Below are 14,412 nucleotides of genomic sequence, written 5' to 3'. Positions count from 1 at the left end.
TTTTATACCAATCGGATTTGAAGACTTCATTAGGATAGTCGAAAAAAATTGTTAAATCTTAAATAGAAATCAGAATACCAATATATCTGAAAATAAACCATTTCTGTTGTTAAAAATTCATAAAATACAAGAAAATCATTATATTTGCCGACTTAATTTAACGTAGTTATAACAAAATGCAAGGAAAAGGACTTATTACAATTGTCGCTATTGTACTAGGGTTGATTTGCTTAAACGAGCTATTACCAACATGGTACGCCAGCAAAATTGAAAAGCAGGCAACTGCTATTGCAGGAGACAATCCGGAAAAGTATCAGAAAGAAATTGCTAAACTTTCTAAGGATACTTTGAATCTAGGATTCACAAAACTTTATTACACTAAAGCCAAAGACAAGGAAATGAAACTTGGTCTTGACCTTAAAGGGGGGATCAACGTTCTTTTGGAAATCAACCAAAGAGATCTTGTGAATGATTTAACCAATTATTCTACAAATCCTGTCCTTATTGAGGCTTTAAACAAAACGGATGAAGTACAGAAGAATTCTACAAGATCTTACATCGATAATTTCTTCGATCAGTTTGATGCTGTTAACAAAGCTAAAGGTACCAACCTTAAGTTGGCGGATCCGGATATTTTCGGAACAACAACCCTTACTGAGGTGAAGTACAACACACCTGATGACCAGGTAAAAAGTATTGTTAAAAGAAAAATCGATGCATCTGTAGGAACAGCTTTTGAGGTAATCAGAACGAGAATTGACAAGCTTGGAGCCATCCAGCCGAACGTTCAGAGAGTACCTGGTACCGCTAGAATTTCTGTAGAGATGCCTGGTATGAAAGACATCGATAAAGTGAAGAAAATGCTTCAGACTTCCGCAAAACTTCAGTTCTGGGAAGTACAGCAAGTTCCTGAAATTGCACCTTATTTCCAGACTTTGACAACTATGGTTGCAGCAAAAGGAGATTCTATGGGAGTTGCAAAGAATGTGAACTTCATGAGCCTTTTACAGCTTGACAAATTAAGAACTAATGGTGTTGCTAACGTAAAGTTATCTGACACTGCAGTTGTAAACAAAATTTTAAATAGCAAAGTAGGTCAGTCTTTACGTCCTTCTAATATTAAATATACACAGTTTATGTGGGGTTACAAACCTGAGGCTACAGACAGCGAAAGCTTAGTATTGTATGCAATCAGAGGTAACATCAATCAAAAAGCTCCTGTAGACGGTGCTGTTGAAACTGCTAACATCAGCTATGATGAGCTGAGCAGAGTAGTGGTAGACATGCAGATGGATTCCAAAGGAGCAAAAGAATGGAAAACTTTAACAGAGAAAAACGTAGGAAAACCGGTTGCGGTAACTCTTGATAACAGAGTATATACAGCTCCGAACGTTGTAAACGCTATTCCTAACGGTAGAACTCAAATTTCTGGTAACTTCTCTCAGGAGGAAGCTAAAGAATTGGTAGACGTTTTAGGTGCGGGTAAATTACCTGCAGGAGCAAAAGTAGTTCAGGCTACAGTTGTAGGACCATCTTTAGGTCAGGAAGCTATTGACTCTGGTTTAATGTCATTCCTGATTGCATTTGGAATTATCATCGTTTATATCATTTTCTACTACGGTGGAGCTGGTGTTTATGCGGTAATTGCAATGGTGATCAACTTATTCTATATTTTCGGTATCATGGATTCTGGAGACTTTACGCTTACGCTTCCAGGTATCGCAGGTATCGTTCTTACGATGGCCGTCGCCGTAGATACGAACGTTATCATTTATGAAAGAACTAAAGAAGAATTATTCGCAGGAAAAAGTATTCTTGAAGCTTACAAAGATGGTTTCAAACATGCATTGAACGCGATTATTGACGGTCACACGACGACATTCTTAACGGCAGTTGTATTGTTCTTCTTCGGAACAGGACCTATCAAAGGTTTCGCATTGACGTTGATGATCGGTATTTTGATGACATTATTTACATCAGTATTGCTTTCAAGAGTGATGATCTTCTCAAGATTAAATAAAGGAAAAGGTCTTTCTGTTTGGACTCCGGCTACGAAGAACTTATTCAGAAATACCTGGATCGATTTCATTGGAAAGAGAAAATATGCATACATCGTTTCTGCTATCCTTACTGTTATTTGTATTGTTTCAATCGCAACTCACGGTTTCAAATACGGTATCGACTTTACTGGTGGTAGAAACTACGTGGTAAGATTTGATAAGGATGTAAAAGCTGAAGATATTGAAGATAAATTAGTAGCTTTATTCAAAACTGAAGATGGTAAAAACTCTTCTGTAGAAGCTAAAACTTTCGGGAACAGCAAACAATTGAAGATTTCTACGGATTATCTTATCGAGGATGAATCTTTAAAAGCTGACCAGATTATTGAACAAAAATTATTTGAAGGATTAAAAGGAAATTTACCGGCAGGAACAACATTGAAAGATTTCAAATCTGCTGATAAAGACCATGCAGGTATTGTTTCTTCTGAGAAAGTAGGTCCTTCTGTTGCTGATGATATCCAGATTCACGGTATCTATGCGGTATTAGCTGCGTTAGCAATGATCTTTGTTTATATCTTGATCAGATTTAGAAAGTGGCAGTTCTCTCTTGGAGCGGTTGCAGCTTTATTCCACGATGCGGTTATTATTTTAGGAACGTATTCATTACTTCACAAATATATGCCGTTCAACATGGAGATCAATCAGGATTTCATTGCTGCAATTCTTACAGTATTGGGGTATTCAATCAACGATACGGTAATTATCTTCGACAGAATTAGAGAATACCTGAGAGAGAAAAAATCTTTAACATTAGCAGGTTTATTTGATGACTCTATTTCAAGTACATTGGGTAGAACATTCAACACCTCATTCACTACAATTTTGGTTATCCTTGCGATTTTCATCTTTGGTGGTGATAACTTGAGAGGATTCATGTTTGCGATGTTAATAGGTATTGGATTCGGTACTTACTCATCCATCTTTATTGCGTCTGCAATTGCTTATGACTTCCTGAAAACAGGAAAAGAAGAAGAGGTACATGGAAGAACCACTTCTGCTAAAGAAGAACTTGCTTCAAAGTAATACATACTACAATAAATTAGTAAAGACCGTTTCGAGAGAAACGGTCTTTTTTTTATCTTCTTATCCACTTTATATTTAGAAGATCACATCTCTTGATTGGCAAATAATGCATTTCTCCACAGCTATTTTGCATGTTTGCATAGGAGATTGGGTATTTTTATTTAATTTCTAATTATTTTATTTGTTTTATGTGTGTAATTATTTATTGATATTTTTAATAATATTTTTAATATTTTTTTTTGTGAATAATTCTTTTTTAAAATTGCATTAAAGTAAAATTATGTATAATAAGTCTAATTTTATAGAGTAATTAATTTGTTTGTAATTATTGAATAATAAAGGATTTTTGTAGGTTTTTAATAAAATATTTGTTTTGATTAGGAAATGTTAGGAAATAAAAGTTTTATGTAATAAATTATTTTATATTTACATAAAACAAAACAAAAATGAAAGCCGAAAAATTATTCATTGCTGTGGCATTAAGTGCCGGCAGCTTCCTTTTTGCACAGGTTGGGATTGGAACTCCTAATCCCGATAAAAGTTCCGCATTGGATATTACCAACGCCAATAAAGGAGTATTGATTCCCAGAATCCTTGATGTGTCAACAATTCCTACTCCAGCTAACGGTTTGTTGGTCTATGATCTCAAAAGACAGGCATTAGCTCAAAATATCGGAACATCAGCCAGTCCGAACTGGATTCCGATCAGTGGTAACATTGTTAAATTCTTTTATATGCCTTCGATTAGTATTGATACTTCTACTACCGGTACAGCAAGAACAAAAGATTTATTCCAGCTTTATAAAGCCCAGTTTTCTACCCCGAAGGTCTCGAGCACCGGAGCACCGGTGGCAATTCCTTTCTTTGCCAATGCAACAGATTTGTATTATTATGTGACAGATTTTGATAATACAGTTCTTAGCAATGTAAGCATTGATGCCAATGGAATACTGCGTTATGATGTAGTGGGAACAGCTACTGCCTGCTCTTTCGTTACTATTGTATTTGTAATCAAATAATTTGAAGTGACATTCCGTCATTATAATCATCCTCACGCTGGGATGAATATCCTTTTGCGAAAATTAACTTTAAAAATTATTAATGATGAAAACAAATTCAATAGTAAGCTATTTGCTTATAGCAGTATGTCTTTTTGCAGTAAACAAAATGATGGCTCAGGAAATGGTAACTCTGCCCAATGGCGGGTGTGGAAGACTACTGGATACCAATACTTCAAGTTCAAACGATGGTGGCTTTCTTTGTTTCAGATTGGGAAAAGAAGCTGCTAATCCTAATAACATGACAGATACTGATGTCAACTCCTTTGCATCCTTGAAACCGGGAACCGGAGCCGGTCTTTTTTGCAGCATGTACATAGGGATAGGAACTACCGGAGCCGATTTTCAGGCTAATAAGCCTGTCTATATCGATTTTGCTTCAGATGGGTTTAATTTTAATCCGAGCTTTAATGGTGGAAACTTTGTTTTCTATAATAATGGGCAGGAAGTGTATCGTACGGGGATCAACGGCCATTTTTTCTTTGATTTCGGAGATAATCAGGAGCGCAGGATTATTAAAGTGATTCCTACTGCAGCCTGGGATGAAGTTCAGCTTGCTTTTGGTGAAGCTATTGGTATTGGTTTCTCATTCAGCCAGATGAGGGTGTATAATATTCTTTCCGAGTATTATCTTGCTCCTATGACCTATTTGTCTCAGCCTACTGATAAGACAGTGGCTGCAGGCGGATCTACAACAATGACTGCCGTTATCAATAATACAACCACAGATGAAACTCCGGATAATATTACGTACCAATGGCAGGTTCTTAGTGGAAGTACATGGACCAATCTCATGAATGATACCAATTACAGTAATGTTACTTCATCAACACTTACTATCAGCAATATTCCTGTAGGGTTTAATAATAATCAGTATAGAGTGGTGGCCAACTCCAGCTTTCACACCTGTTCCTTCCAGGCAATTTCTACTGTTGGGCGGCTTTTTGTAAATTCGGTAAGTAGCCCGGGGACTATTGCTGCAGACCAGACATTATGTATGGATATCAGTAATGATCCTGCTGTATTTACCCAGACTGCAACAGCGCAGATAAGCGGTTCTGCCGAATATCAGTGGCAGAGCTCTCCGGATAACGTAACATTCACGAATATTACTAATGCAACATCTGCTACGTATGATGCTCCGCCAGTTACACAGACAACTTATTACCGTAGGGGAGTAAGGTCCGTACTGAATGGAAATACAACGGCTTATCAATACAGCAATGTGGTTAAAGTAACTTTAAAACAAAGCTGTCTGATCAAATGCATCATTACCAACAGAGTCATTTATGCAAAGCTCAACAGTAATTAATAAAATGGGTTCTAATTAATAATAAAGCCTGTTTCAGCAATAAGTTTGAGGCAGGTTTTTTTTGCTGAACGGTTTAGTTTACTATTTCGTATTATACTTCTTTAATACCATACAATTTAGAATCATTATTTTCCAGATTTGATTAATTTTGCACCATCATGGAAAATTCAAAGAAAAAAGCGGCTATAGGCTTCATATTTATTACTTTACTGATCGATATTACAGGATGGGGAATCATCATTCCTGTGGTTCCTAAATTGATTGAGGAACTCATTCATGCAGATATCAGCGAGGCTGCAAAATATGGGGGCTGGCTGGGATTTGCCTATGCATTTACCCAATTTATATTCTCTCCGCTTGTTGGAAATCTGAGTGACAAATACGGAAGAAGACCTATTATTCTGATTTCTCTTTTTGGATTTGCGGTAGATTATATCTTTCTTGCATTGGCTCCCACCATCTGGTGGTTGTTTTTGGGAAGAGTGATTGCGGGGATTACGGGCGCCAGTGTCACCACGGCCAGTGCCTATATTGCAGATATTTCCACTGATGAAGACCGGGCAAAGAATTTTGGACTGATTGGAGCTGCCTTTGGACTAGGCTTTATTATAGGTCCGGTTCTGGGTGGAGTTCTTGGGCATTATGGAGCAAGAGTTCCTTTCTATGCGGCTGCTGGGCTATGTTTGCTTAATTTTCTTTATGGATATTTCATCCTTCCTGAAAGTTTGGATAAAGATAAAAGAAGAGAATTCAACTGGAAACGTGCCAACCCTATAGGTTCATTTAAATTTTTAGGTAAGCACCCTGAAATTTCCGGATTGATCGCTTCGTTGATCTTAATCTATATTGCAGGTCATGCCGTACAGAGTAACTGGAGCTTCTTTACGATGTATAAGTTCAGCTGGACGGAAAGAATGGTAGGAATTTCATTAGGAGTTGTAGGTTTATTGGTGGGCCTTGTACAGGGAGGTCTTATCAGATATACAACACCAAGGCTGGGAGAACAAAAAAGTATTTATTATGGATTGGCTTTCTATGCTGTAGGAATGCTTTTGTTTGCTTTTGCTTCTGAAGGCTGGATGATGTTCGTGTTTTTGGTACCTTACTGTTTAGGAGGGATTTGTGGTCCGGCTTTGCAGTCTGTCATTACGAAAAGCGTTCCTTCCAATGAACAAGGGGAGCTTCAAGGAGCGCTCACAAGTTTAATGAGTGCTACGTCTATTATCGGGCCTCCGATGATGACAAATCTGTTTTACTATTTCACACATGATGAAGCGCCGTTCAAGTTTTCCGGAGCACCTTTCTTTTTAGCATTTATTTTAATGGCGATCAGTGTTGTGATTACCTATTCTGCTTTTCAGAAACAGAAGAAAATATAATTCTATTTTTAGCTATTAAACAAACAAAATAAAAGGTTAAGGTGAATTTGCATCTTAACCTTATTTTTTGCGGTTCTGTTTCAAAAATTATGTAAATTGTAATTGAACTTATGTTATTATTAACGCTTATATCATGGATGAGTTAAAAATAGAAAAATATTTAGAGCGGATTCATTACTCCGGAGAGGTAGAAACAAACCTTGAAACATTAAGGAAAATTCATCAGCTGCACCCTAAGTATATTCCTTTTGAGAATATTGATTCTTATACAGGAAAGGTTCCTTCTTTAGAGGTAAATGATATTTTCAAAAAACTGGTTATAGATTCCAGAGGAGGATATTGCTATGAGCAAAACCTGCTTTTAAGCGAGGTATTACGATATTTAGGATTCAATGTAAAGCTTCAGCTGGGAAGAGTAGTATGGGGAAGACAGGAAGACAGTATTGCTGCGCAGACCCATCTATTGCTTATTGTTGATTTTGAAGGGGAAAAGTATGTAGCAGATTGCGGATTTGGTACAGCAACCCTTACGACACCTATACTTTTAAATGAAAAGGAACAGCAGCAAACACCCAATGGGATATTTAAAATTTCCCATAAAGAAGAGACCTATACACTTTGGATGTGGAAAGAGCATTGGCTTCCGGTATATCGCTTTATATTGGAACATGTAGAACTTGCTGATCTTGACATTTCCAATTGGTATCTGTCTACCCACCCCGATTCTCACTTTAAGAACAAACTTATCCTTTCAAAAGTAGATGAGAATGTTCGTTATACCTATACAGATCATGTGTTGAATATCCGTTCTGATAATGGCGCGAAAGAATCCATATCAATAGAAAACGAAATGCAATTATATGAAATACTGGTTAATACTTTTGGATTAAAAGAAAATGCAATAGAAGCCCTGAAATCAAAAGCTGATGCTTGATGAAATTCAGAAATATAAATCTGTTATAATAAAAAACGGGAAGCTCACTGAGCTTCCCGTTTCTCTTAAATTCTGATTTTATGAAAATTGTTATGGATAAAGGGATTTTGTCCCGTTACTTACAATATTGCTGCCTAATCCTGAGAATGACACCGAGAAATTGCTGGAATTAAAACTTAAAGAACCTGTAGGTGTACAAAGTCCTAAAGCATAACGGCATTGTCCGTAAGCTCCTGTTTTCTTGGTGATTTTACTCTCACTTTTTGCTTTTCCTAAACTGATATATCCCCAGTCGCTTACATCTGCATTGGAAACCGTAGAACCGGAATAATAAATAGTAATCTGATATCCTGCTTCACCTCTTTTAGAACCCCATAGCCAGTTGGCGGTCCACCACTGTTTATACCATGTAGAAACTACTTTTGCTGCCTGATTATTGTTGGAAGCTTCCGAATTTCCACGGGTATCCATCATGATAAGACCTCCAAAGATATTATCCCAGATAATTCCTGAATCATTGTAAAAACATACGGTGGTAAATTTTCCGTTTTTGCTGTTCCAGGTTACTTCCATCACATTGGTGCCAGATTTTACTTCTTCGGTGATGGCTTCTTTTAATCCCTTCTGTGCTGTTGTAAGGTCGTCACCGCTATAGAGATCACCAATTTTCCCGATTTTTACAGAAGATGGATCCATAATGTTCCCGGATGCAATGTACTGGTCTTTATCGGCAATCAGACTTTTAGAAAGTTCAATACCTTTTGGGGTTGAAATTTTTCCTAATACAGTCACTTTGGCAATCTGTAAATCATTTTTCAGATAAGTTTCAAGATTTTTTCCGGATTCATTTAGCTGAAGTTGTACTGCATCCGGGACCACCTGTGATGGAAGAGGAGTAATTTCCTTTTTCAGATCATCTGCGGTTACCCTAGCCTGAGCCGTTTCCTGCTGATTAATTTCGTTGTCTTCGTTACGGCAGCTTTGGAGTGCCAATACCGATAATACAGCGACAACTTTAAAAGTAGTCAATAGTTTTTTCATAATAAATATTTAATGGATTGTGTATCATAAATATACGGAATTGTTGCATAATTCTCATTGTTTTGAATTAAGTATTTGTTAATTAATAGGTAATGGGTAATAGGTAATAGGTAATAGGTAATAGGTAATAGGGATTAGAAAGAACTGTTTTTTAAGACTAATATTTAATTTTTTAACTTCAAACTCTAAAACTCTAAAACTCTAAAACTCTAAAACTCTAAAACTCTAAAACTCTAAAACGGCAACTCAAAACTCTGAACTTTTATAAAATCTTAAAATTTGTTTAAATTTTTTGTTTACAGTAAATAAATGTAATAATCTTTCGTAATTTTACCGAATGGAATTAAGCATTGGAGAAATGGCACTCATTGCCATTGCAATCGTTGTATTATTCGGACCGGATAAACTTCCTCAGATTGCGCGTGACTTAGGTGCAGGCGTTAGAAAAATGCGTGGAGCAGTAGAAGATATCAAAACTGAAATCATGAAAGAAACAGATAACCCTGTTTCTGAAATCAAGCGTGAAATTGAAAAAGTAAAAGATGCTGCAAAAGATTTCAACCCTATGAATGATATCAAGAAAGATATCCTTACAGAACCTGGTTCTCTTGCTTCTAATGAACCTCCGAAACCAAAGCCTGCAGATGATGATACCTACGAAGGACCTGTAAGCAGATAAGGTATGGAGGAGATTATTCAGGAAGATAAGAAGGTATTTCTTTACCTTAATAATTTGGGCGATTCATCTTTCGACCAATTTTGGATGCTGATTTCAAGTACCTGGATCTGGGTACCTCTTTATATTATATTTCTCTATTTTTTATACAAAAATCATAAACTAAGATCATTAGTTTTTATCCTTATATTTTTGGCCATTGGCGCAACGGTTTCTGACCAGTTGGCAAGTGTTTTCAAATATGGTGTGGCAAGGCTGAGACCCTGTCATGATCCCACTTTGGAACATCACATGAGAATTGTGAAATGCGGTGGACAGTTTGGGTTTTATTCTGCCCATGCTTCCAATACCTTCTTTTTGGCTGCCTTTTTAAGTATTTTATTAAAAAATAAACTTAAATGGTTTCCATATGCTATATTTGTATGGGCTATAGTGGTTTCCTACAGCCGTATATATTTAGGAGTGCATTTCCCGATAGATATTTTGGTGGGGGCGTTTGTTGGATCTTTATTGGGAGTGATATTTGGTGCACTCGCCAAAAAAGTCATCAACAAACAAACTATATCCACATGAAAAAAACTTTATTACTAGTAACTTCCCTCTGTTTATCTCTCAATTTTTATGCCCAGAATAAAAAACTGGCTGAAGAATGTTTTGCAAAGGCTGATTATAAATGTGCCGAAGAGCAGTATCTAAAACTGGCAGAGAAAGAGCAGATCCAGAAATTTCAGTCAGAATATTACGATTATCTAGGGACCGTTCAGAGAAGACTTGGAAAGACTACTCAGGCTTTTAAATCCTATGATTCTGCTTTAAAAGCAAATCCCATGTCGGTTTCTGTGTATGTAAACCTGTCATCACTTTACAGCCAGAAAGGGAATAAGGTAAAGGCATTGGAATATATAGAAAAAGGTCTTAAGGTGAATGCCGAAACGCCTGATCTATATCTTACCCGTTCCAAGATTTACGACAGTCAGGGGAAAAAGGATCTTGCCATCAAAGACCTGAATCAGATTCTCACTTTTGCTCCCGATAATATTTTTGCAAAAACAGGACTGGCCAATCTGAAAAAAAATAATGGCGACCTTGACGGAGCTTTGAAAGATTACAATACACTTCTTGCAGAGAAACCGGAATCTTTACTTTACAATGGACGTGCAGATGTATATTTTAAAATGAAAAAATATAAGGAAGCTCTTACCGATGCCAATAAAGCCATTTCGATAGACCCGAAATTTGCACAATCTTATGTGAGCAAGGCCATGATTTTGTTAGACACTTCCAAACTTAAAGAAGCCTGCGAAAATTTGAATAAAGCAGTAGCCTTGGGGTATGAAAAAGCGGTGTTGACAGATTCTTATGCTAAATGTGCAAAGAAATAAGCTGCAATTTTTCCATTCCAAATCATTTAATAATTCATACTAAGATATCAAGACCTGGTTTAACTTAAAAAAACGAATAAAGAGATAAAGATGTTGAATATTGTCCTTGTAGAGCCCGAAATACCCAATAATACGGGAAATATCGGAAGATTATGTGTAGGAACAGAAAGTAAATTACATTTGATTCACCCCTTTGGATTTATAATTAATGATAAAAACCTAAAGCGTTCCGGATTGGATTATTGGGTACATCTTGATGTTTCTGAATATGCAGATGTTGAAGAATGGATTAAAAATATTCCTGATCTGTCACGCGTTTTTTTAATGAGTTCACATGCTGAAAAATCATATTTGGAAACCGATTTTCAGGATGGAGACTGGTTGGTTTTCGGAAAAGAAAGTGTAGGGCTGAGTAAAGACGTTTTAGAGCGTTTTGAGAATCATTTGACTATTCCTATGTCAAAACTGATCCGAAGCTTTAATATTGCCAATTCTGTTGCTTTTGTCGTTGGCGAAGCAAAAAGGCAGATCAATCTGAAATAAAAGATGATCCTGTATTTTTAAATAAAAAATAGGCTGTAAAGCCCAAAGAAATAAAAACTCTTCTGAAAAAGAAGGGTTTAATCGTTATGATAAGGCTTGCCTTGCAGGATCTGATCTGCACGGTAAAGCTGTTCTACAATAAACAGGCGGATCATCTGATGGGTAAAAGTCATTTTGGATAAAGACATTTTTTCATTGGCTCTGCTGTAAACTTCTTCCGAAAAGCCATAAGCTCCTCCTATCAGGATGTGTACTTTTTTCACCGAAGAATTCATCCAGGTATCAATTTTCTGTGAAAACTCACGGCTGGTAAATTGTTTCCCCTTTTCATCAAGAATGACTACGAGATCGTTTTTATCGATATGGTTTAAAAATAATTTGGCTTCTTCTTTTTTAAGAAGGTCGGGAGATAGGTTTTTGACATTTTTAACGTCCGGAATTTCATTAATTTCAAAATTCCAGTGCTTGGGTAATCGGTTGAGATAATAATTAATTAAAGACGTGATTTCCTTATCGTCTGTTTTACCGATACAAAGTAAACTGATTCGCATTGTAAGAAGTTTCAGACGGCAAAGATAGGTCTTCAGGGTGCAAAGTTCAAAGTTTTGGGGTAAGGATGGTGATTTTTTATTGCTAGTTTATAGCCGGACAACTATTACCAGGGTATCTTAATTTAGAAGTTGAATATAAGTCATCATGACAAATATTACCTATTACCTAATCCCTGCCACCTAATATCTCCCGCCTAACCTCCCTCATCTTTTCCCTGTTTCATTTAATTCCCCTACATTTGTATTAAACAAACAAATAGATGGGTGTAAAGGTTCCTAATTTTATTTTGAAGATTCAAGAGTTTTTTGACGGCATTCATATTCCTGTTTTAGGAATATCGCTTTGGCAGATGTTTCAGATTTATATCTCCGGGATTTTCAAAGGAAAAATAGGAAGAAAAGCGGCTGCTATTTCGTGGAGCTTTACCATCAGTTTATTTCCGTTTCTTCTGTTCCTGCTTTCGGTTCTTCCTTATATGCCGCTTTATAACGAGTTGCAGTTCTATATTTTTGATGTGCTGCTGCATAATGTTTTCCCTTCAAACATGGAAGGAGACGTAAAAGGATATATCGTAAACAATATTATTCCGAACATGAAGGGAATCAGTAATCTGACCATTTTACTGGCGCTTGTTTTTGCTACGAACGGTACATTTTCCCTGATTAATGGTTTTAATGAAAATACGGATGAAAAATTAAGTGATGTAAAAGAGTTTATTCTTTCATTCTTTATTACAATAGGTTTTATTACTATCGTTTTTTTAACCCTTTTCGGAGTGTATTACGCAGAGGTTGTGATGAAGCTTTTTACACCTGCTTATGATGTTACATGGCTTGTAGATAACCTTTCCAAGATTATTGGATTCGTTTCTTTCCCACTTTTTTACTTTATACTTTTGACCTTGTTTTATTGGCTGGGAACTGTAAAAATTACAAGATTCAGACAGGCTGTCCCGGGGGCTATTCTGACAACAGTACTGTTTGTGGTTACTACTTATATTTTTGCGATTTATGTAAAGGATATAGCACGATATAATGTTCTTTACGGATCTATTGGGAGTATGATTCTGTTGATGGTTTGGGTGAACGTCAATGTATATCTGCTTCTATTCGGAAACGAATTGAATATGGCCATCAGAAAACTCAGAATTGAAAAATTGCTGTCTGATGAGATTCAGAAAGAAACCATGCACTATCACACGCAAATTACAGAACCCCGTTTTGACAGCGATGAGGAACATAAAAGAAAGCTTGAAAACCGGAAGAAAGATTAATTTTCTTCCAGTTCGGGATTTTCTTTTGAACTGATACTTAATATGATAAATCCTGCAATCGCAGCTATAAATGAAGCGATCAGAATAGCAAACTTCGCTTCGTCCTGAATTTCAATTTCACCTTTAAATGAAAGTAATGCGATGAAAATGGACATGGTAAATCCAATTCCGGCAAGCAGACCTACACCAATCATCTGAAGCCAGTTGCTGTTTTGAGGCAGGGAACTAAGCTTTAATTTGATCGCGATCAGAGAGAATAAATTGATACCAATCAGTTTTCCCAGTATCAAACCGCAAATAATTCCCAATCCTAATGTACTTGTAACTCCTGCTACCATCTCACTGGAAAAAGTGATGTTGGTATTCGTTAAAGCAAATATAGGCATGATCAGAAAACTTACAGGGATGTGAAGCTTATGCTCCAGTTTTTCCAATGGCGAAATTTCTACATTCGAAGCATTGGTAGGAATCGAAAATGCGAGTAAAACCCCAGCTATTGTGGCGTGAATTCCGGAATGATGAAGGAAATACCATAAAAATAATCCCGGAATAATGTAAAATATAGTTTTGGTTACTTTTAAAAAATTTAAAATAAATAATAGGCCCGTCACCCCAAAAGAGAGTAGAAGATAGGTCCAGTGAATCTGCTCGGTATAGAAAATTGCAATCACAAGAATGGCTCCAAGATCATCTACAATAGCCAATGCCGCTAAAAATATCTTAATAGAATTAGGGATCTTTTTACCCAGCATCGAAATGATAGCCAAAGAGAAAGCGATATCAGTAGCCATCGGAATTCCCCAGCCATTACCGTATGCTGTTCCAGTGTTGAAAATACTGTAGATTCCTGCCGGAATAAGCATTCCGCCCACCGCTGCAAAAATAGGCAGTGAAGCATTTTTAAAGGATGAAAGTTCTCCTTCTACAAGTTCCCGCTTTATTTCAAGGCCTACCAAAAGAAAGAAAACAGCCATCAATCCGTCATTGATCCAGATGCTGACAGGATATTCCAGCCCAAATAGGTGAGTGCCCACTTCTTGATCTAGAAAGTGCTGAAAATTCTCTGCAGCAGAGGAGTTGGCAATAAGCAATGAAATAAGCACACAGAAAATAAGAATAATTCCTGAGGACTGACTGTTGTTGAAAAATTTTTTAAAATAAAGAGATAAATTCATG

13 protein-coding genes are annotated in these 14,412 nt (G+C 36.6%); 10 read left to right on the top strand and 3 right to left on the bottom strand.

Going from position 1 to position 14,412, the window contains the following annotated elements; translation table 11 throughout:
* Positions 1-176 precede the first annotated feature (176 nt).
* The 5 genes from secD (at position 177) to AC07UM_RS03200 (ending at position 7,769) form a co-directional block, all read left to right on the top strand.
* Entirely contained in the window at positions 177-3,086 is a 2,910-nt protein-coding gene (secD, locus tag AC07UM_RS03220; RefSeq protein ID WP_494682508.1) for a protein translocase subunit SecD, read from the top strand.
* A gap of 446 nt (positions 3,087-3,532) precedes the next feature.
* Entirely contained in the window at positions 3,533-4,105 is a 573-nt protein-coding gene (locus tag AC07UM_RS03215; RefSeq protein ID WP_494682509.1) for a phage tail-like protein, read from the top strand.
* Positions 4,106-4,187: 82 nt separating this feature from the next.
* Positions 4,188-5,456: a DUF8696 domain-containing protein gene (locus AC07UM_RS03210; protein ID WP_494682510.1), complete on the top strand. Its 1,269-nt coding sequence runs from the start codon at positions 4,188-4,190 to the stop codon at positions 5,454-5,456.
* A gap of 158 nt (positions 5,457-5,614) precedes the next feature.
* The gene (locus tag AC07UM_RS03205; RefSeq protein WP_494682511.1) at positions 5,615-6,835 is read left to right on the top strand and encodes a TCR/Tet family MFS transporter; all 1,221 of its coding nucleotides are present in this window, start codon (positions 5,615-5,617) and stop codon (positions 6,833-6,835) included.
* A 133-nt stretch (positions 6,836-6,968) separates the two neighbouring features.
* Positions 6,969-7,769: an arylamine N-acetyltransferase family protein gene (locus AC07UM_RS03200; RefSeq protein WP_494682512.1), complete on the top strand. Its 801-nt coding sequence runs from the start codon at positions 6,969-6,971 to the stop codon at positions 7,767-7,769.
* 90 nt (positions 7,770-7,859) lie between these two features.
* Here AC07UM_RS03200 and AC07UM_RS03195 read toward each other — a convergent pair whose 3' ends face one another.
* A complete protein-coding gene (locus AC07UM_RS03195; RefSeq protein WP_494682513.1) occupies positions 7,860-8,810 on the bottom strand; it encodes a hypothetical protein in 951 nt (316 codons plus the stop codon).
* A gap of 337 nt (positions 8,811-9,147) precedes the next feature.
* Here AC07UM_RS03195 and AC07UM_RS03190 point away from each other — a divergent pair, with 337 nt between their 5' ends.
* The 4 genes from AC07UM_RS03190 (at position 9,148) to AC07UM_RS03175 (ending at position 11,411) form a co-directional block, all read left to right on the top strand.
* Positions 9,148-9,489: a Sec-independent protein translocase subunit TatA/TatB gene (locus AC07UM_RS03190; RefSeq protein WP_124536124.1), complete on the top strand. Its 342-nt coding sequence runs from the start codon at positions 9,148-9,150 to the stop codon at positions 9,487-9,489.
* A gap of 3 nt (positions 9,490-9,492) precedes the next feature.
* Complete coding sequence (locus tag AC07UM_RS03185; RefSeq protein ID WP_494682514.1) at positions 9,493-10,059, top strand: phosphatase PAP2 family protein; 567 nt, start codon at positions 9,493-9,495, stop codon at positions 10,057-10,059.
* Entirely contained in the window at positions 10,056-10,868 is an 813-nt protein-coding gene (locus tag AC07UM_RS03180; protein WP_494682515.1) for a tetratricopeptide repeat protein, read from the top strand. The genes AC07UM_RS03185 and AC07UM_RS03180 overlap by 4 nt, the downstream gene beginning before the upstream one ends.
* A gap of 90 nt (positions 10,869-10,958) precedes the next feature.
* Positions 10,959-11,411: a tRNA (cytidine(34)-2'-O)-methyltransferase gene (locus AC07UM_RS03175; RefSeq protein ID WP_494682516.1), complete on the top strand. Its 453-nt coding sequence runs from the start codon at positions 10,959-10,961 to the stop codon at positions 11,409-11,411.
* Between the two features lie 77 nt (positions 11,412-11,488).
* Here AC07UM_RS03175 and rlmH read toward each other — a convergent pair whose 3' ends face one another.
* Positions 11,489-11,962 (bottom strand): 23S rRNA (pseudouridine(1915)-N(3))-methyltransferase RlmH, encoded by a 474-nt coding sequence (gene rlmH, locus AC07UM_RS03170; protein WP_494682517.1) that lies wholly within the window; start codon positions 11,960-11,962, stop codon positions 11,489-11,491.
* 260 nt (positions 11,963-12,222) lie between these two features.
* Here rlmH and AC07UM_RS03165 point away from each other — a divergent pair, with 260 nt between their 5' ends.
* The gene (locus AC07UM_RS03165; protein ID WP_494682518.1) at positions 12,223-13,236 is read left to right on the top strand and encodes a YihY/virulence factor BrkB family protein; all 1,014 of its coding nucleotides are present in this window, start codon (positions 12,223-12,225) and stop codon (positions 13,234-13,236) included.
* Here AC07UM_RS03165 and nhaA read toward each other — a convergent pair.
* The gene (gene nhaA, locus AC07UM_RS03160) at positions 13,233-14,411 is read right to left on the bottom strand and encodes a Na+/H+ antiporter NhaA (protein WP_494682519.1); all 1,179 of its coding nucleotides are present in this window, start codon (positions 14,409-14,411) and stop codon (positions 13,233-13,235) included. The two genes, AC07UM_RS03165 and nhaA, sit on opposite strands and share 4 nt — an antisense overlap.
* Position 14,412 lies beyond the last annotated feature (1 nt).

It is taken from the genome of Chryseobacterium sp. GW821-FHT04C04 (assembly GCF_059420365.1).
The sequence above is the reverse complement of the archived record's forward strand: the minus strand, read 5'-3'. Positions and strand labels throughout refer to the sequence as shown.